Consider the following 18,120-nt stretch of genomic DNA (forward strand, 5'->3'; position numbering starts at 1 on the left):
GGTCACTACCAGCGCCAATCCGCCACCACCCCCACCGTCCTGGGCGCGTTGATGCCCGCGTACCAGGTGCCGTCGTACCCGAACAATGAGTTGGTGTAGGCACTGGTAACGAAGGCCCGGCGGTCCGTGATGTTGTCGGCGTACATGCGCACGCTCCAGGACGTGGATTCCCACCCGACCTGCAGATTGCCGGTCCAGTAGGCGGGCTGCCTGGCGATGTTCTGCGCATGCAGGGCCATATCGCCCACCCCCTGCAGCTCGCCGCGCAGCAGCAAGCCGCGCCAGGGTCGCCAGCCGACCGCCAGCGACGCATCCCAGTCGGGCACCAGCTTCACCGGCCCACCGCGGAGGTTGACCAGGCCATAGGTGTAGTCGGTGTACTCGGCATCGACCACACCCAGGCTGGCGGTGATGTCCCAGCCCTCCGCAGGCCGGGCGCTGAGCTCAACCTCCACACCACGCGTGCGGATGGATGCATCGGTGGTGATGAGCGTCGTGGACACAACTTGGCCTTGGTCGTTGTACAGAATGCTGTAGTCCTGCCAATGGTCCGCCTCGGTCTGGAAGAGCGCGACGCCCAGCATTACGCGGCCGTCGAGCCATACGGCCTTCGCGCCCAGCTCGTAGGTCCACAGCGACTCGGCGTCGTAGCGCGAGTAGTCCCGGTCGACCGAGGCACTGGCCGCAGCCAGGTTGAAGCCGCCGGGGATCCAGCCCTTTGCAACGGATGCGTAGAGCAGCCAGTGGTCGGACGGCTTCCAGTCGATCCATACGCGTGGCAGGACATCGTCAAATGTCTCGCGCAGCTGTTCTTCCGGGAACGCGAAGGTGCCTAGCGGACCCAGGTCCAGTGCGCCGGCCTGCTGCGCCTTGCTGCGCTCCGCCCGCTCGTAACGTACGCCAGCGCCCACGCGCAGGCGTTCTGCCACCGGCACGGCCAACTGGGCGAATACCGCATGATCGCGTGCTTCGGACGATTGGGTAGGCGCGTAGCGATAGTCGTCCAGGCCACCGGGGCCGACCAGTGTGGACAACCGCTTGTCACGCTCGTCGCGGTAGTGGTTGTAGCCCACGACCCAGCGCAGGGTGGCATCGTCGCCCGACGACCAGCGCGTCTCCAGATTCAGATATCGCTCGTCGTCGGCGTGCCCGCCGGCCGACATCGGCGTAGCCGTCATGTCCAGGTCGGTACCGAAGGAGCGTTCCTCGACATCCCGCCACGAGAGCGCCACATCCAGGACGGATGATGCGAACGCATGGCGCAGACTGGCCCCGATGGCGACCTCGTCTTCCTCGGTGCGCTTGGGCGCGTCGTGCAGCAGTTCGCTGCGGCCAATGCGCCGTCCACCATTGAAGGCATCCGCGTAGTTCGCGTCGTACACCGCGCGATCCATCGGCAGGAACTCCTGCTCGTAAAGGCCGGGCGCTCGCAGGGACGACACGTAGGCGAGAAAATCAACGCGCGTCTGCTCGCCCGGCTCCCAGCGCAGCTTTCCCTGATAGAACGTGTCGCGGATCTCTCCCGATTCGCCGATCGACGACACGGGATTTCCCACGTAGCTGTCCGTCTGTCCCCGTGCCAACACCATCGACCCGCCGAGCGTCGAGGTCAGAGGACCGGACACACGGACACGGCCGTCCAATCCAGTACCGTGCCCGAAGCGCTGGGCATCTAGCACCGCCTCGCCTTCGAAAACGTCGCCGGGCGCACGGGTCTGGATCAGCACCAGCCCGGACTCGGTGTTCGCGCCGTACAACGTGCCCTGTGGGCCGCGCAGCACCTCCACCTGCTCGGCAAAGCCCAGCGCCTGGTCGGCAGGCTGGCGGAACGGAATACCGTCGATATAGACCGCCGCCCGGTTGGCGATGAAGGGATTGGACTCGATGCCGCGGATGGTGACGTAGGTGCCGCCCACCTGTCCGATCTGGTTGAAGTGCACGTTGGGCACGTAATCGTCGATGTCGCGCAGCGAATCGATCCGGGCATCACGGATGAAGGCTTCGGTCAGCACGGTCGCCGCCACCGGCGTGTCAGCCAGCGTGTCCTGCGTCCGGGTGGCCGTCACCACCACCTTGTCCAGCGATGTCGCACTTGCCGTGGGACCGTCGTCGGCCCACGCCGCCGGAGTGCCCATCGCCCCCATCACCATCCCTATCGATACCGCCAGCACGCCGCGTTGCACTAGATATTTCTCCTGCAGGAAGTCCGTTCCGCATTATCGAATCGCGCTTGCGCCTCCGCGTCATGCATCGTTTGCGCCATCCGGCATTTCGCATGCGCCAGTGGGCATGGCGCGCACGAACGCCTGCGGACGGATGCCGAACTGGCGCTGGAACGCATTGGAGAAATGGGCGGGGGCATACCCCACGCGGTGCGCGGCGGCACTGACGCTGAGGCCTTCCAGCAGATGGTCGCGAGCGATCTGCAGGCGGCGGCGCGTCACGTAGGAGGCGATCGACATGCCGAACTGGCTGCGGAACACGTCGGTCAGGGTGCGCACGTTGACGCCGACCTGGCGCGCGAGCCGGGCCAGTGACGGCGGTGCCGCCAACTGCGTCTCGAGGAGTTCGCGTGCGCGATGCGCATGCACGATATGTCGTGATGGCGGCACCACACGCTCGGGCTCACCGTTGAGCCAGGTCCAGACGACAGCCATCAGCTCGAGCGAGCGCGCCTCCAGCGCCATTGCACGGGCATGGCCCTGGAACCATGGATCAAGCGGCGCGCAGAGGCGATCCAGTACAGCGGCGGGCACGGATGAGGTCGCCCGCATGGCAGGGCCCTCACGCAGGCGACGGATCACCTGTTGGATGTGGTCCTCCTGCGTGTCGCCGGTCGGCAGCATGAGGCCGCAGGAACGATTGGGGCCGGCCGCCAGCTGGGTCGTGGCCTGGACATCCTCGGCACAGTAGACGGCGGTCAGGCCCATGCCGGGCAACGTGAACTCGCCTTGTCGGCCCGCCGACGTCTTCAGCGTCGCCACGCCCACCGCCAGGTGCAGGCCCGCGGGCAACACCACGTCGTAGGCTACGGGTTGGTCGAGGTGCTGTGTCGAGTGCCAGCACACACCACTGCTCACTTCATCCGTGAGCAGCACGCTGTCGTTGCTTGCTGCACGGGATATCGCTTTGAGTCTTTCCGCCTTCATGTCGTCTCCGCCTGCAGGGAACTGCTGGCGGAGCGGCTGGCAGGCGCAAAGAATAGCGCTATTGCGGGGAAAAATCCCCGAAAGCACAAAGCCCGGGCAGGCTGGTTCGACGCGCGAGGGACGGCCGACAAGCCCGCAGCGCTCGAGCATTTCGAGAGCTGGAGATCAAGGATGTAACGACGTCAGCGTCCACTGGTATTCATCGCGCAGCTGCTCGGCCAAGCCCGCGTCCATGATCTGGCTGTACTCGAGAACCCGCCAGTCCTGTTCGACATCATGCTCGGCAAGCAGGAGCGCCTCCCAATTCCGGTCAGGTACTACTATCCCTGCGCATGAGCGATCGAAGTGCAGCTGCTCCGTCTGTAGACGCCATTCGCGCTCCCAGGTGAAATCGACCGGCGGATCGCGGTCCGGCTCATAGGTCATGTGTCGCCAAGCGTGGCTGGCAGGAAGGTCATTGAACTCTGCGGCCGACTGGTAGATCACCGGGCGTGCGCCCTTTTCAAAAAGCCAACGCTTGTCGAATATGAGCCCGAACGGTGAATAACGTCCGTAGTTCCAACTGTTGACCAGCCCCGCCGCCAATGCAGTCCGAGGGGCTTCGGTAAAGCAGACGCAGCGGTAGCGGCCAGTGATCAAGTGATCGCTGCCCTGCAGATAGCCGTCGTCTAGGATCCTACGCAGCCTCGCGTAGGCTGCGTCTAGAGTATCGCCTTGGGTGAAATGGATCAGCTCACTCGACAGGTCCCAGCGGGTCATGGTCGTACTCCGTTCCCGTATAGCCATGTAGGTTGCAAAGCGGCCCCACGATCAAGCCGGCCCCTTTGATCGGTCCTGATACTCCTCCACGATCCGTTGGGCGTCTCGCTCATACCACGCAGCGAGCTCCCGAAGCACCGATGCAAAGCGCTGGAATCCGGCGTTCTCAGTCTCCTCTGCCTTGCGTCTTTACTCGGCCGCGAGTTCCAACTCCGGTGTGGCCGCAGGATCTACAAAATGCGCGCGTCGACTACCCAGGTGAATGATTGCCTAAACCGCCCGTTTCGGCGGCGGCTTCATTCTTCGGATATGCACAGGGACGTCTTGAGGACCCGCCCGCTCCATCACAGAGTTCACCATGCCTTGCAAGTAGACATCCAACAGATCGGGCTGCGTAAACGCGGCAAAGTGCTCGCGATGGTCTCCCATGAACTGGAGTAGCTTTTCCTTAGGGGTACTGACGTGAATAGCCTTCAAGCTGTCATAGAGTTCCATTGGATCACTCATCGGGCCCGGTTTCTGGCGGATCTGCCCAAAAAAGGTCTCTGGATAGCGTTTCCATGCAGCGAACTCCTCAGGCGTGAGCTGGTTGGTGTAGATCGCTCGCCCGCCTTCGTCCCGTTCTATAGCTAGCGCGACCATCCCATTGTCGTCCATCACGCAGGCGTCCTCCAAGATACCAACCACACCATCGTCCATTTGGTATCGGTGCCCGATAAGCAGCCGGTTTGAAGGCAGCCCAGGAATTTCCCCTTCAAAAGTGGAGGGCAGGTCGATATGTTCATGGATCGATGCCACAAGTGCCTCGACTTCAGGATTGCGCACGCGCATCTCAATCTTCTGCTGCAGCGTCAGAAGCTCACCGGTCCGGTAGTCATCGATCTTGAATCCCTCAACGACGGCTCCAGCATCGGGAACCTGAGTATCAAGGTGGTGATGGTCGGGATAGTTGGTGATGAACACCACGGCAGGGGGCAGGAGCGCTGCCTTGGGTTGTGCCTCGAACTTTCGAAGCGTGTTGACGCTGATCGTTCGCCAATCGTGTGGTCCGCCCGGAACATAGGGATAGGCCTGTGTGTTCAAATCGACGAAGATCAAACGGTCATGTGGTGTTTCCTTCTTCAGCGCATCACTCACCAGCCCAGCAAACTTCCCAAGATGCTGGTTCGCCTGCTTCGCAGCATCTTGGTTTCGGATCTTGCACTCGACGCCAAAGGCCTTGCCGGTGCGCGGATAGGTGGCAGTGTATTCCACATGCTTGGTTCGGCGATTGGTTTCATCTTCCCATTCGAGCTCGAACCCGGCTCTCAACAGCATTGCCGCAACACGGATCTCATAACGCACCCCGTTGAACTGATCTTGGCACTTCAATCGACCAATCAGTGATTTCCGCAGCTGAGGGGTGCGCGTTTGATCATTGTTGTGTTCCAAGGTGTAGAGATCATATGCCAGCGTCAGAAATGCGCTGATTGCGCCGGTCATCCGCGTTTGGCGCGTCTCCCCTGGTGCCAGGTTGGCGACTTTGGACGCTAACAGGAACCTTTCATGCCACTGAATGACAGGATGACGTTCGTTGTGTTCCGGCTGCGCCTGGGCTTCGAACCAGTCGCGCCCAAGAACATCGAGGATGTAGCTATAAAGGAAGTCATGAAAGGTTGGCCACACGCCCTGAAATAGACGATGGCCCACAGCGACGTTCCGCTTACCGGCTCTCTGGGCGGCGGTGATTGGGCGACCTAGGCCCTGCTGTCGCTGCCGCTGTATCCGATTGATCTCAGCCCTGCGCTGGGCTTCCTCAGCCCCTCGCGAGATCATTTCTTCATAGTTGAAATTGGGGCCGCCGTGGCAGCGCTTGAACTTCCTACCGCTTCCACACGGACAGCGTTCATTCCTGCCTGGCTTTGCTCCGCCCATATGTGGCTCTCTCTCCGTTCTTCCTTGAAGGTGGACTACTTCAGCCGCTCATTCATTTCTTTCAATGGTTGTGCAGAGTTAGCAAAAAGCACGTCAATGTGGCCTCACCACGACTTTACAGCCTCCGCACCGGGTCGGGAACGCTCCTACCCTACCCCCGGTGGATCTTCCTAACTGGCAATCGCCCAACTATGAGCCGTCGCCCAAAGTGCTCGGCATGGAACAAGATCACCAGCGGCCTTCGAGGCTCTGAATAGCAGAAAGGCCTGCAGCGTGTACGCTGCAAGCCTTTCCAATTACATCCACTAAAAGTTCTCTTTAGAACGGTTGTGAACCCACAGATCGCAGCGCTCTCAACGCGAAACCATCGCAAGTTCCTGTATCTAAAGGCTTTTTCTTGATCATTGAAACTCGCATTTATACATTGAGAGAGGTTTTTGTTGTAAAAGACGGATTTCGAGCCGAAAGCGACCGCCTTTTTCTACATAGGTAGCAATCCTAGCAGCGCGCAGAGGCAAGCGCTTACTTACCGCTTCGGGCACCACCTTTGGCGTGCTGGTCAAGGAACTTGCCCATCGCAACCTTTTTCTTCAGCACGTCGGCCGGGATCTCGAGCCCCTCTCGTCGCGCAATGGCAACCGCGTACTGGATCTGCGCCTGGGACGGTGGCCTCAAGTCATAGTCCAAGTACATGTCAACGACCGGACCGACAGCCTGCGCAACCCGATTGGCGAGTCGCTGAAGCTTGACCGGATCCGCTCTCGAACACTGCTCCCGACGTCTCCCCGCTTTCAGTAGCGGAGCTGTTTGGAGCCCGGCTTTATCGTAGCGGTTTCACCGCCAGCTGTTGGGCATAGGCGGCAGGCGTTAGCCCGCCGAGCGATTTCTTCGGCCGCTCTTCGTTGTACTCCCGCCGCCAGCGCTCGATCTCGGTGCGCGCGTGCAGCAGTGTCGGGAACCAGTGTTCGTTGAGGCATTCGTCGCGCAGGCGTCCGTTGAACGATTCAACGTAAGCGTTCTGATTCGGCTTGCCCGGCTGGATCAGACGCAGCGACACGCCACGTTCGTGCGCCCAGGCCACCATTGCCTTGCCGCAGAATTCCTTGCCGTTATCGGTCCGGATCACCTTCGGCAGGCCACGGCTGAGTGCCAGGCGGTCCAGCACGCGGCTGACGCCGTGGCCCGAAATCGCACGCTCGACCTCGATTGCCACCGCCTCGTGGCTGGCGTCATCCACAATCACCAGACACTTGATGACACGGCCGTCGGCTGTGCGATCGAAGATAAAGTCCATCGACCACACCTCGTTGGCCGCAACCGGACGAATCAGTGGTTGCCGTTCGCCCAGGGGCACCTTCTTGCGCTTGCGCCGCCGCACCTGCAGTTTCGCCTGCTGATACAGCCGCTCGACGCGCTTGTAGTTCACGACCTGGCCGCCTTGCCGCAGCTTGAGGTAGATCATGCCCACCCCGTAGCGCTTGTGCCGATGCGCCAAGGCCTGGATCTGCGCCCGCAGTTCTACATTGCGGTCCGGACGAGGCGTGTAGCGCAGTGCGCTGGCACTCATGCCGACCACGCGCAGAGCGCGCCGCTCGCTGAGTCCTTTTCTTGCCATGTAGCGCACCTGCTCGCGTCGGGCGGGTGCGCTCACCATTTTTTTCGCAGCACGTCCTTGATCACCTCGTTCTCGAGGACCTGCTCGGCCAACAGCTTCTTCAACCGCGCGTTCTCGGTCTCCAGTTCCTTCAGGCGCTTGGCCTCCGACACATTCATGCCGCCGAAGGGTTCTACCCCGAAATCACGGACGGTTGTGAAAGGGTTGAGAGCTTCTGATCCTGCCTGGCGAGTCTTCGCCGCATCCTCGGGTTGTGGAATCGCTCGATGTATTCGAACACATCAGCCCTGGCGGCATCGAGTGTCGGATACGTCATGAGGTAGACCCGCTCGCGCTTGAGCAGCCCGAAGAAGCCTTCGCACGCCGCGTCGCCGCCGCAGTGGCCCACCGCGCTCATCGAGCACACCAATGCGTTGGCCGCCAGGTAACGCTGGTAGTCGCCGCTTCGGAACTGGCTGCCTCGATCCGAATGCAGGATCGCCGGATGTCTGCCTTGGCGCTGCCAGACCGCCATCTGCACGGCCCGGATCACCATCTGCCGATCCTGCCGATGGTGCATCGACCAGCCCACCACGCGCTGGTCGAACAGGTCCAGCACGATGCACAGGTACAGCTTGGCCTGCCGGGTCTTGATCTCGGTGATGTCGGTGACCCACTTGGTCTCCGGCTCCAGCGCGGTGAAGTCCCGCTCCAGTAGATTGCGCACACCCGGTGGCGTCAGCGCGGGCCGGCCACGCTGGCCACGCCGCTTCGGCCGCGGCCAGCCCTGCAGGCCATCTTCAGCCATCAGGCGCGCCACCCGGTTCAGGCTGACGGGTTCGCCGGCATCGGCCAGATCTTCCTGCATCCGACCGGCGCCCAGCGTGCCCCGGCTGTCTTCGTGCAGCTCACGGATCCGGCCGAGCAGACGCTGGTTGTCGAGCTGGCGGGGGCTTGGGAGGCGCTTGCTCCAGTCGTAGTAACCACTGGCCGACACCCGCAGGCAGCGGCACATCAGCCGAACCGGAAATTCATCGCGGCAACGTTCGATCGCCTGATACCTCAGGACGATCCCTTGGCAAAGAACGTCGCCGCTTCTCGCAAAAAATCGCGTTCCTTCTTCACCCGGGCCAACTCGCGCTTGAGCCCGGCCAGCTCCTCGTCCCGGGGCGTCCCGGTGCCACCGAAGGCCACCTTGCCCTGGCTCTGCGCCTCCCGCTTCCAGCGGGTCAGCAGGGTGTCGCGAATCCCCAGCTCCCGGGCCACCTGGGCGCAGCTGACGCCCGGCTGGCTTGCCTGCTCAACAGCACCGCGCTTGAACTCCGCACTGAACTTCCTTCGCTTCGACATGAACACTCCTCAGGGCCTCGATCGGCCTTCTCGTAAGTGTCCGTGAAAACGGGGTAGAACCCGGGCCTCTGGGCCACGAACGTAGCGGCCGATACGGTGACTACCGGCGGTGTTTGTTGTGTGGCCATAACGCCAACGAGCGGCACTATCGGTAGCGGGCATCTGAACCGGCAGGCTTTGAACTACATCTCGGAGGCTCCATGGCCAAGAAAAGTGCACCAAGCCGTCTCAACATCCCCAGCCTCCGTCGGATGCTGGAAGGGAGCACCGCAAGCGACTTCAAGGCCCTCGGACACCCGTTGGCGGACCGGATCATCTACCCGGAAGATCTCGGGACGCCGGCGGCGGCGCATCGCCCAGATCTCGTTGCAGTCCAAGTCCAGCCGGGCGGTGGACAGCGGCTCAAGATGACCAGTCGGAAGTTCCTAAGCGGCAAGGTCCGCTGACGAAGGGCGCCCAGTGGGCCCAGCGCATCCATCCGATTCCGCGCACGCTGGCGCTTGACTGCAGTGGCGCTGAGTGGCCTTCTCGGAAGCACGGACCGTGACATTTTTTGGGCTTGGCAGGAACGCCAGATGGCCCAGATAGCTGTGGACGTAATGCTACGGGTCTGCAACGTAGAAGGCGCAGCATGTCGAGCTGCGACTCGCTGCTCGGCTCCGGAACGCACCGCTGCGCGCTTTGGCACGCGACCTGCTTTGGAGCTGATGCTCGATTAGAGAGAGTGGATGACCTTGTAATGGTGCCAACTGAATCGCATCACAAGACTGATCTGTCATGATCAATGGATCGGTCGCCGCATCGGGCTGCTTTCGACCCAAAGCGGTCGTCCAGCGCAGGCTCGATGCCAAGGAGCAGGCCTTTAGACTCCTATCCCAACCGTCCCTGGAAACGGGGTAGAACCCGGTTGTCGCGTAGTGACCAGGTCATCGAGCCGGCCGTTGCGGTGCCCGATCGCCAGATTGGTCGCATGCGCTACCGCTGCCGCAAGCTCGGCGGCGACCACACCACCATGGGCGACGCGCAAGCCAGGCTCGACCGCATTGTGGACATGGCAGAGCGCTCCCGGATGAGGTCGTGACTGTTCCGGTTGAACCCCTGAGCCGGTTTCGCTCACCGTACTAAGGAAGGTCTGAACAAAGCGCTCTGATGCTTGGATTTGCGCGCCAAGGCGCCTGATCGATCTGGATATGATCACTTTTGCGCCATTTCTGGCGGTTTGCGACGGGTTTCCCCGTCCACCAGGCGGATTTACCCCGCCGGCAGCAACAAGCGTCGTCGCGCCATCCACAGGTTCGACAACGCGAACAATGTCAGTACCTGCGCCGCGTTCTTCGCCAAGCCGCGGTAGCGCACCTTGGTGTAGCCGAACTGCCGCTTCACCACCCGGAACGGGTGCTCCACCTTCGCCCGCACGCTGGCCTTGAAGTGCTCCCAGCGCTCGGCGTATTTGCGCTCGCGCGTGTTCTTGATCGCCCGCAGCTTCGACGGCTTCTCCGCGATCCGGAACGCGGCCTGCACCTGCTGCAGTTCCTCGCGCTTGTCCGCACCGGTGTAGCCGCTGTCGCCGCTGATCGTGTCCTCACGGCCGTGCAGCAGCTTGTGCACCTGCGTCACGTCGGCCACGTTCGCCGCCGTGCACTCCACGTGGTGCACCAGGCCCGACTCCTCGTCCACGCCAATGTGCACCTTCATCCCGAAGTGCCACTGGTTGCCCTTCTTCGTCTGCTGCATCTGCGGGTCGCGCTGGCCGTCCTTGTTCTTGGTCGAACTCGGCGCCGCGATGATCGTGGCGTCCACGATCGTGCCCGCACGCAAGCTCTGGCCCTTGCGGGCCAGGTGCGCGTTCACCCGCTCCAGGAGCTGCGGCGCAAGTTCGTGCGTTTCCAGCAGCCGACGGAAGTTGAGGATCGTGGTCTCGTCGGGAATGTTGTCCAGCCCGCTGAGGCCGGCGAATCGCCGCAGCACCGCCGTGTCGTACAGCGCCTCTTCCATGGCCGGATCACTGAGCGCGTACCACTGCTGCAGGAAGTGGATGCGCAGCATCGTCGCGACCGCATAGGGCTGCCGGCCGGGACGGCCCATCTTCGGATAGTGCGGCTCGATCAGCTTCAGCAGCGCATTCCACGGCACCACCTGCTCCATCTCCGCCAGGAAGATCTCCTTGCGGGTCCGCTTGCGCTGGCCCAGGCCTTCGGCATCACCGAACGTCAGTTGCATCGATCGTCATCCAATTCAGGTCGCGCTATTGTCGCCCGCAACGGGGGGGGGTATAGGAAGTTCAACCGCCCTTTTTTGCGAGTCTGGCGGGTAGGAAGCGGCCGCGCAAGCGCCGCTTTGGGCACAGATCTCGAGCTTGTGGCTTTCGTGTGCTTCCGCGGCCACGCCGGCATGCAGCGAGAAGCCGCCGACCTTGCCGGCATCGCCCTCCAGCGAGCCTGCGTCACCGGGCAATGTTTGCAGCGTGACGACCTTGCGGCCAGCGTCGCGACCGGTGGCGATGCGGTAGGTCATCGAACTCATCCGCAGCCCATCCATGCCGTCGTCGCTACCCGCGCTGTCGGACAGGAACACGGATTCGTCTTCGCCTTCGAGCCAGCCGCGGCGCGACAGGTGCCGGCAGACGCGATGCGCGATGGTGCCGGCCAGTTCCGTCAGTTGCGCCGATGTGGGCGCACGGGTGCGGTGCAGGCGCGGCTTGCGCTGCGGACGCTCGGTGGTGTCCTCGTACACGCCGTCGAGCCACAGCATGTGGAAGTGGACATTCAGGTTCAGCGCGCTGCCGAAGCGCTGGATCAGGGTCACCACGCCGCATTGCGCCGTATCCCGCGGCACGCCGGCCTGATCGGCAAGCCAACCGGCGATCACACGATGCACGATGCCCAGCACCGGGCTGATGGCCTCCGGCTTGCTGGCGAACAGGAAGCGCAACGGGTAGGGGAAACTCAGCACCCATTGCCGCACCGGCCGCGGGCCGAACACCTCGTCCACCAGATGCCGCGCCGACTCGGCCATGCGCCGTGCGCCGCAGCTCGGGCACAGCCCGCGCTTCTTGCAGGAATACGCCACCAGCCTCTCGGCACGACAGTGCTCGCAGACCACGCGCAGGAAGCCGTGCTCGAGCACGCCGCAGCGCAGGTAGGTCTCGAACTCCTCGCGCACATACTCGGGCAGCGGGCGGTCTTCTACCTCACGGCGCGCGAGAAAGTCCGGCCAATGCGCCTGCAGCAGGTCTGGAAGCAGGAGGTTGGGCAAGATTTCTCGCCTTGCCGAGCGGCGGCCGCTGAATGCGACTGTGCAGTTCCGCAAGGGGAACGTCCGCACCAATGTCCAGATCCTCGACATTTCCACGCATGGCGTGCGTATTGCCGCGATCCAGGCGCTCCGTATCGGGGACACCTGCTGGATAAGGTTGCCGCAGCTGGAGCCCCAGCAGGCGAAGGTCGTGTGGGTGGATGAATTCGTGGTCGGCTGCCAGTTCGCCCGGCCGCTGCATCCTTCCGTATTGGATAATATCCTGCGCCTGCGGCAGCCCGCCAGCCGGAAACCGGAGTAGGCAAGTCACCCCCGAACAGGCGGCCGCCGGACCTCTTTGCGGCGCGCGGATTCCCCTGACTGCAAAAAATGCACTAGGCTGGGACGATGTCCGACCTGGCCCTTGTCCTCGCCCTGCTGATTTCCGCCATTGTCATGTTCGCGATCGGCCGTCCGCGAATGGATGCCGTTGCGTTGATGATGATCGTGGCGCTGCCGCTTTCCGGGGTCATCACCGTCGAGCAGGCATTCGCCGGCTTCGCGGATCCCAACATCATCCTCATCGCCGCGCTTTTCGTTGTGGGCGAGGCGCTGGTCCGGACGGGCGTGGCGCAGATGCTGGGGGACTGGCTTGTCAGCAAGGCCGGCCGCAGCGAGGCCCGGCTGATCGTGCTGCTGATGATCGTCGTGGCGGGCATCGGCTCGTTCATGAGCTCGACCGGCGTGGTCGCCATTTTCATCCCCATAGTCCTGCGGATCGCGCGCAACGCCCGCATTCCCGCCAGCCGGCTGATGATGCCGCTGTCGGTCGCGGCATTGCTCAGCGGCATGATGACACTGGTCGCCACGGCGCCCAATCTCGTGGTCCATGCCGAGCTCGAGCGGCATGGCTATGAGGGATTCAGCTTCTTCGCCTTCACGCCTTTCGGCCTTCCGCTGCTTGTCCTGGCCATCATCTATATGCTCGCCGCGCGCCGTTTCCTCGCCGGCGTGCCGGAAGCGGAGCAGGGGCCGGAACGCCCCACCCTTCGCGATTTCATAGAGAAATACGGACTGGAGGGCCGCGAATACCGCTTTGCGGTGGATCCCTATTCTTCCCTGATCGGACGGCCGCTCGCCACGCTCGACCTGCGCGGCAGCGCCGGGATCAATATCATCGCCATCGAGCGTGAGAGGCGCTTTTCCCGCCAGCTTCTGCGCCCGCACGCCCACAGCCAGCTGGAGGCCGGGGACATATTGATGATCGATGCGTGCGGGCGCGATCTCGATATCGGGAAAGTGGCTCGCAGCTTCAGGCTGCACCCGATGGAACTGGCCGCCAATTATTTCGGGGATCGCAGTCAGGAGATCGGCATGGCCGAAGTGCTGCTTTCTCCGGATTCGAGGCTGGTGGGCAAAACCGTGGCGGAGGCCGATGTCCGATCGCTTCACGATGTGACGGTCGTCGGGGTCAGGCGCGAACGCAAGGCGCTGGAAGAGCCGGTGACGGAAGTGAGGTTCCGCGCCGGGGATATACTCCTTGTCATCGGCCCCTGGCGCGCGATAGAGCGTCTGCCGCGCTCGCCGGACCGGCTGATCCTGCTGAACCTGCCTGTCGAGAGCGACGATGTAGCGCCCGTCCGGTCGCGCGCGCCATTTGCGGTGGCGATCCTGCTCCTGACGGTCTTCATGATGGCCAGCGGCATCGTGCCCAATGTTCTGGCGGCGCTGATCGGCTGCCTGCTTTTCGGCCTTGCCGGCTGCGTCGGCATGAACGGCGCCTACCGTTCGATCCATTGGCAGACGCTGGTTCTGATCGTCGGCATGCTGCCCTTCTCGATTGCGCTGCAGGAAGTGGGCGGGATCGATCTGGCGGCCGATTGGCTGTTATCGACGGTAGGGTCCGGTTCTCCGCGTGCCGTGTTGGCTGTTCTGTTCTTCGTCACCGCCCTTCTGGGCATGTTCATCTCCAACACCGCGACCGCCGTGCTGATGGCGCCGGTCGCGCTTGCCCTTGCGGCGGGGCTGGAGGCTTCGCCCTATCCCTTCGCCATGACCGTGGCGCTTGCCGCGTCGACGGCCTTCATGACTCCCGTTTCATCGCCGGTGAACATGCTGGTCGTGGGGCCGGGAAACTATCGCTTCGTCGATTTCGTGAAGATCGGCGTGCCGCTGGCGATGATCGCCCTGGTGGTGACGGTCCTTCTCGTGCCGGTTCTGCTGCCGCTATGATGCGGCAATGCCTTGGAGTCTGGATTCAACGTGGCTTTTTTGTTCCTGATTACCCGGCTATCGCATCCACGGTTGCCATCCGATAGGGCAGCGGCGGCGTACGGAGCAGCACGTAGGTCAATCGTGCAACCAGCCGATGCAGTTCGAACCGTCGGTTGAACCGATAGCAGAACTCGCCCAGGTAGCGTTGGGCGTACTTGCGCCGGGGTCCATGGTAGGTGCCGCGCAGAGCGGTCTTCACGTTGCCCAGCATGACGTTGACCCAGCGCAGTGCCGGATGGTCGCACTTGTGCCCACCGCTGCCCGTCCGCAGCCGGCGATGGCTGGTGCCGGCCACCTCGCCCACCGCATTGAACCCTGCCAGGGCATCGGATACGACGACGGTATCGGGGGCCAGGTGGCGCGTGGCCCAGGCGCCGATCTCATCGGCGCTGAATCCCTTGACGACATCCAGCCGCATCACTTCCGGATGGCCCTCCTCGGAGCACTGCACGGCGGCCACGAACGCCTGCTTCCCGTCGGCACCGCGGCCACGTGGCCCACCCCGGCGCTCGCCGCCGAAATAGGCATCGTCCAGTTGGACCCAGCCGGCCAACTGGCGCCTGCCTTCACGCTCGACCATGGCCTGCATCAGCTTGTGCTTGAGCAGCCAGGCCGCGTCGTAGCCGATCCCCAGCTCCCGCGACAGTGCCAGAGCCGATCGGCCCGTCTTGGTGTTGGCGCGCATCCAGAACTGACCCACTTTCGGCGGTGATGCGCGGGTAAAACTGACCCACCTGAAGCCCACATCCTGAGCATCTTTTGCTCGGGGGATTTCAGGAGTGATCACCATGGTCATGTTGGCCAAGATCCGGCGGATGCATTTCCGCGATGGCCTGCCGCTGCGCGAGATCGCCAAGCGCACGGGCCTATCCCGCAATACCATCCGGCGATGGCTGCGCAGCGGCCAGTCCGAGCCGGTCTATCCCAGGCGAGCCTCGCCCTCCCGGCTCGATCCCTACCGGTCCCAGTTGGAGACGTGGCTGCGTGCCGACAGCCATCGTCCCCGGCGGGAACAACGCACCGCCAAGGTGCTGTTCTCGCAGTTGCAGGCGATCGGCTATCCGGGCACCTACACCCGGGTGACGGCCTTCATCCGCCAGTGGAAGGCGGCCGGCGGCGCCAGCCGCCGCCCGGCCTTCGTGCCGTTGCACTTTCCTCCGGGTGAAGCCTTCCAGTTCGACTGGAGCCGCGAGTACGCCTTCGTCGGCAGCCACGCCAAGATGCCGCTGGATCTCGCCCACGTGAAGCTGGCCTGCAGCCGCGCCTTCTGGTTGGTGGCCTATCCCACCCAGAGCCACGAGATGCTGTTCGATGCTCATACCCAGGCGTTTACCGCCTTCGGTGGCGTGCCGCGCCGCGGCATCTACGACAACATGAAGACGGCGGTGGACGGGATCGGCCAGCACCGGGAACGGCGGGTCAACGCCCGCTTCCACGCCATGACCAGCCACTACCTGTTCGCCGCGGAGTTCTGCAACCGCGCCGCGGGTTGGGAGAAGGGGCGGGTCGAGAAGAACGTGCAGGACCGGCGCCGACAGATCTGGATCGAGGCCGGGGCCCGCCACTGGCCAGATCTGGACACCCTCAACGCCTGGCTCGCCAGCGAGTGCCGCGCCGCTTGGCCGATGCAGGCGCATCCGGATGCCTCCGACATCACCGTGGCCGAAGCTCTGGAGGACGAACAGCCCCACCTGATGCCGATGCCCGCGCCCTTCGACGGCTACATCGAGCGGCCGGTGCGGGTCAGTTCGACCGCGCTGGTCAGCTTCCAGCGCAACCGCTACAGCGTGCCGTGCGAACACGCCCACGCCGTCGCCAGCCTGCGCGTGTATCCCTTCGAACTGGCCGTGGTGGTCGGCGAGGCCGAGGTCGCCCGCCACCGGCGCAGCTTCGAGCGTGATCGGGTCCACTACGACTGGCAGCACTACATCGCCCTGGTCCAGCGCAAGCCGGGGGCACTGCGTGACGGCGCGCCGTTCCTGTCCATGCCCGATCCGCTGCGCAAGCTGCAGCAGGTGTTGCTGCGCCAGCCTCACGGCGACCGCGCCATGGCCCAGGTGCTGGCCGCCGTACCCGTGCACGGGCTCGAAGCGGTACTGGTGGCGGTGGAACTGGCACTCGAGTCCGGCCTGGTGCGCGCCGACCACGTGCTCAACGTGCTGGGGCGATTGCAGCATCCGGACCGCACGATCGAGACGGTCGCCTCGCGAGTGACGCTGCGTCATCCGCCGGTGTCCGATCCGGCCCGCTACGACGCCCTGCGGGAGGCAGATCATGTCGACGCCTGACCTGCCGCTGCGCATGCAGCAGCTCAAGCTGCACGGCATGGCCAGCCAGTGGCCCGAACTGCTGGCCAAGATGCGCCTGCACACCATGGAGCCCGAACACTGGATGGCCGAACTGCTGCAGGCCGAGTCCGCCGAACGGCAGGTTCGTGCCCAGGCCAACCAGATGAAGGCCGCACGTTTCCCCGTCCATCGTGACCTGCTCGGGTTCGACTTCGCGGCCAGTCCCGTTGATCGCGCACTGGTCGAACGACTCCACCAGGGTGACTTCATCCACACCCCCGAGAACGTCGTCCTTGTCGGTGGACCGGGCACCGGCAAGACCCACCTGGCCACCGCCATCGGCATCCAGGCCGTGCGCCAGCATCGCCTGCGCGTGCGCTTCTTCTCCACCATCGAACTGGTCAATGCGCTGGAGAAGGAACAGGCCCAGGGCAAGGCCGGGCAGATCGCCCTGCGCCTGACCTATGCCGACCTGGTCATCCTCGATGAACTGGGCTACCTGCCGTTCACCCCCTCAGGCGGCGCGCTGCTGTTCCACCTGATCAGCAAGCTCTACGAGCGCACCAGCCTCGCCATCACCACCAACTTGGCCTTCTCCGAATGGGGTCAGGTGTTCGGCGACGCCAAGATGACCACCGCGCTGCTGGATCGCATCACCCACCACTGCCACATCCTGGAGACCGGCAACGACTCCTGGCGGCTGCGCAACAGCACCGCCGCCAACAAGACCAAAGCCAGAATCAGGGCAAAGGAGGCCACCACCCAGACCACCAACTGATACCCTCAGCCCCGTACACCGGGTGGGTCAAAGTTCAACGCGCAGCCTGGGTCAGTTTTAAGTGCGCGCCAACAACTAGCCATCAACTCCGTACCAAATGAACTGTGCCGCAAGGGAGATATCACTCCTACGGCCAGCAACGAGAACGCCATTGCAGCGATAGCCGGCCAGTAAGCTTGAATCAGGTTCATCCATCGCATCCCACACTCCAGTGACCCGAAGCTACTCCACGTGAGTCTCAAAAACTGAGACAACAACGCTCAAGTGAGACATCCTCGCTCCCTGCTGCATCAAGATCTGCCAACTGTTCGACCGCTTGCCGATGCTCGATGCAATTCGAAAAATCTACCTACTCTTCCCTTTCGCCCCATGTCCTGACCGATCAACCGCAGGCAGTGGTTTATCCAAATTCAAGCTATCCATCCGCACGTTGTTGGCGTACGCGTTGTATTGCCACCGCCGAAATTGATCAAGCAGCAACGTATTGGTGGCTTCAAGCCGGCTCACCTGCGCCTCAAGATCCGCGATCCGCCGAGTTGCAACTTCCATCGTGAAGTCTCTTGGCCGTTGATCCCTAACCTCTCTCAGCTCCTGCTGCCGACGCCGGTAGTGTTCCTTGATTGCAGGATAATTGAGCAACGCATGGCGACTCACGGAATCGATGCCGAGCACCTGGGCAACTCGATCGCAGTAAGTATCCCAGGTCAACTTGCCTTCCCATTGATCCAATACCCGCAGGATCTTGGGTAGGGTCGATTTCGTGACAATCTTCTTCGGCAT

The 18,120-nt window shown here is 63.3% G+C and carries 16 protein-coding genes and 1 pseudogene; 6 read left to right on the top strand and 11 right to left on the bottom strand.

Going from position 1 to position 18,120, the window contains the following annotated elements; translation table 11 throughout:
* Positions 1-5: 5 nt before the first annotated feature.
* From QMX83_RS05300 to QMX83_RS05330, 7 genes and pseudogenes are all read right to left on the bottom strand, one after another.
* Positions 6-2,183, bottom strand: a complete 2,178-nt coding sequence (locus QMX83_RS05300; RefSeq protein WP_282295611.1) for a TonB-dependent receptor — start codon at positions 2,181-2,183, stop codon at positions 6-8.
* A 60-nt stretch (positions 2,184-2,243) separates the two neighbouring features.
* Positions 2,244-3,149: an AraC family transcriptional regulator gene (locus QMX83_RS05305; RefSeq protein WP_282295612.1), complete on the bottom strand. Its 906-nt coding sequence runs from the start codon at positions 3,147-3,149 to the stop codon at positions 2,244-2,246.
* Positions 3,150-3,314: 165 nt separating this feature from the next.
* Positions 3,315-3,908, bottom strand: coding sequence for a hypothetical protein (locus QMX83_RS05310; protein WP_282295613.1), 594 nt, complete (start codon positions 3,906-3,908; stop codon positions 3,315-3,317).
* Between the two features lie 270 nt (positions 3,909-4,178).
* A complete protein-coding gene (locus QMX83_RS05315; protein WP_282295614.1) occupies positions 4,179-5,597 on the bottom strand; it encodes a hypothetical protein in 1,419 nt (472 codons plus the stop codon).
* A 747-nt stretch (positions 5,598-6,344) separates the two neighbouring features.
* A complete protein-coding gene (locus QMX83_RS05320) occupies positions 6,345-6,509 on the bottom strand; it encodes a hypothetical protein (protein WP_282295615.1) in 165 nt (54 codons plus the stop codon).
* A 133-nt stretch (positions 6,510-6,642) separates the two neighbouring features.
* Positions 6,643-7,604 (bottom strand): annotated as a pseudogene (locus QMX83_RS05325) (IS3 family transposase); the annotation flags it as partial.
* A gap of 5 nt (positions 7,605-7,609) precedes the next feature.
* Positions 7,610-8,766 (bottom strand): IS3 family transposase gene (locus QMX83_RS05330; protein WP_282295616.1). Its coding sequence is split into 2 segments (ribosomal slippage): positions 7,610-8,526 and positions 8,526-8,766, totalling 1,158 coding nucleotides; the frame shifts between segments, so codons are not numbered across the junction.
* Positions 8,767-8,966: 200 nt separating this feature from the next.
* Here QMX83_RS05330 and QMX83_RS05335 point away from each other — a divergent pair.
* Both QMX83_RS05335 and QMX83_RS05340 read left to right on the top strand, forming a co-directional pair.
* Positions 8,967-9,212, top strand: coding sequence for a hypothetical protein (locus tag QMX83_RS05335; protein WP_282295617.1), 246 nt, complete (start codon positions 8,967-8,969; stop codon positions 9,210-9,212).
* 461 nt (positions 9,213-9,673) lie between these two features.
* Entirely contained in the window at positions 9,674-9,847 is a 174-nt protein-coding gene (locus tag QMX83_RS05340; protein ID WP_282295618.1) for a hypothetical protein, read from the top strand.
* A 170-nt stretch (positions 9,848-10,017) separates the two neighbouring features.
* On the opposite strand, the gene QMX83_RS05345 is transcribed toward QMX83_RS05340, so the two are convergent.
* Together QMX83_RS05345 and QMX83_RS05350 are read right to left on the bottom strand one after the other, a co-directional pair.
* Positions 10,018-10,986 carry an IS5 family transposase gene (locus QMX83_RS05345; protein WP_282295619.1) on the bottom strand — a complete coding sequence of 323 codons (969 nt, stop codon included), beginning with the start codon at positions 10,984-10,986 and terminating at the stop codon, positions 10,018-10,020.
* A gap of 15 nt (positions 10,987-11,001) precedes the next feature.
* Complete coding sequence (locus tag QMX83_RS05350; protein WP_282295620.1) at positions 11,002-12,021, bottom strand: transposase zinc-binding domain-containing protein; 1,020 nt, start codon at positions 12,019-12,021, stop codon at positions 11,002-11,004.
* Here QMX83_RS05350 and QMX83_RS05355 point away from each other — a divergent pair.
* Complete coding sequence (locus QMX83_RS05355) at positions 12,014-12,322, top strand: PilZ domain-containing protein (protein ID WP_019185708.1); 309 nt, start codon at positions 12,014-12,016, stop codon at positions 12,320-12,322. The two genes, QMX83_RS05350 and QMX83_RS05355, sit on opposite strands and share 8 nt — an antisense overlap.
* Positions 12,323-12,408: 86 nt before the next feature.
* Positions 12,409-14,232 (top strand): SLC13 family permease, encoded by a 1,824-nt coding sequence (locus QMX83_RS05360; RefSeq protein WP_019185707.1) that lies wholly within the window; start codon positions 12,409-12,411, stop codon positions 14,230-14,232.
* Between the two features lie 49 nt (positions 14,233-14,281).
* Here the strand turns inward: QMX83_RS05360 and QMX83_RS05365 are convergent, their stop codons facing one another.
* Complete coding sequence (locus QMX83_RS05365) at positions 14,282-15,070, bottom strand: IS1595 family transposase (RefSeq protein ID WP_164145999.1); 789 nt, start codon at positions 15,068-15,070, stop codon at positions 14,282-14,284.
* On the opposite strand from QMX83_RS05365, the gene istA reads away from it, so the two are divergent.
* Positions 15,063-16,562 (top strand): IS21-like element ISPa36 family transposase, encoded by a 1,500-nt coding sequence (gene istA, locus QMX83_RS05370; protein ID WP_003097546.1) that lies wholly within the window; start codon positions 15,063-15,065, stop codon positions 16,560-16,562. The two genes, QMX83_RS05365 and istA, sit on opposite strands and share 8 nt — an antisense overlap.
* Positions 16,549-17,340, top strand: a complete 792-nt coding sequence (gene istB / locus QMX83_RS05375) for an IS21-like element ISPa36 family helper ATPase IstB (RefSeq protein WP_003097544.1) — start codon at positions 16,549-16,551, stop codon at positions 17,338-17,340. The genes istA and istB overlap by 14 nt, the downstream gene beginning before the upstream one ends.
* A 345-nt stretch (positions 17,341-17,685) precedes the next feature.
* On the opposite strand, the gene QMX83_RS05380 is transcribed toward istB, so the two are convergent.
* Entirely contained in the window at positions 17,686-18,120 is a 435-nt protein-coding gene (locus QMX83_RS05380) for a hypothetical protein (protein WP_282295623.1), read from the bottom strand.

This window comes from Stenotrophomonas sp. PS02289 (genome assembly GCF_029960115.1).
In the GTDB taxonomy this organism is placed as follows: Bacteria; Pseudomonadota; Gammaproteobacteria; order Xanthomonadales; family Xanthomonadaceae; genus Stenotrophomonas.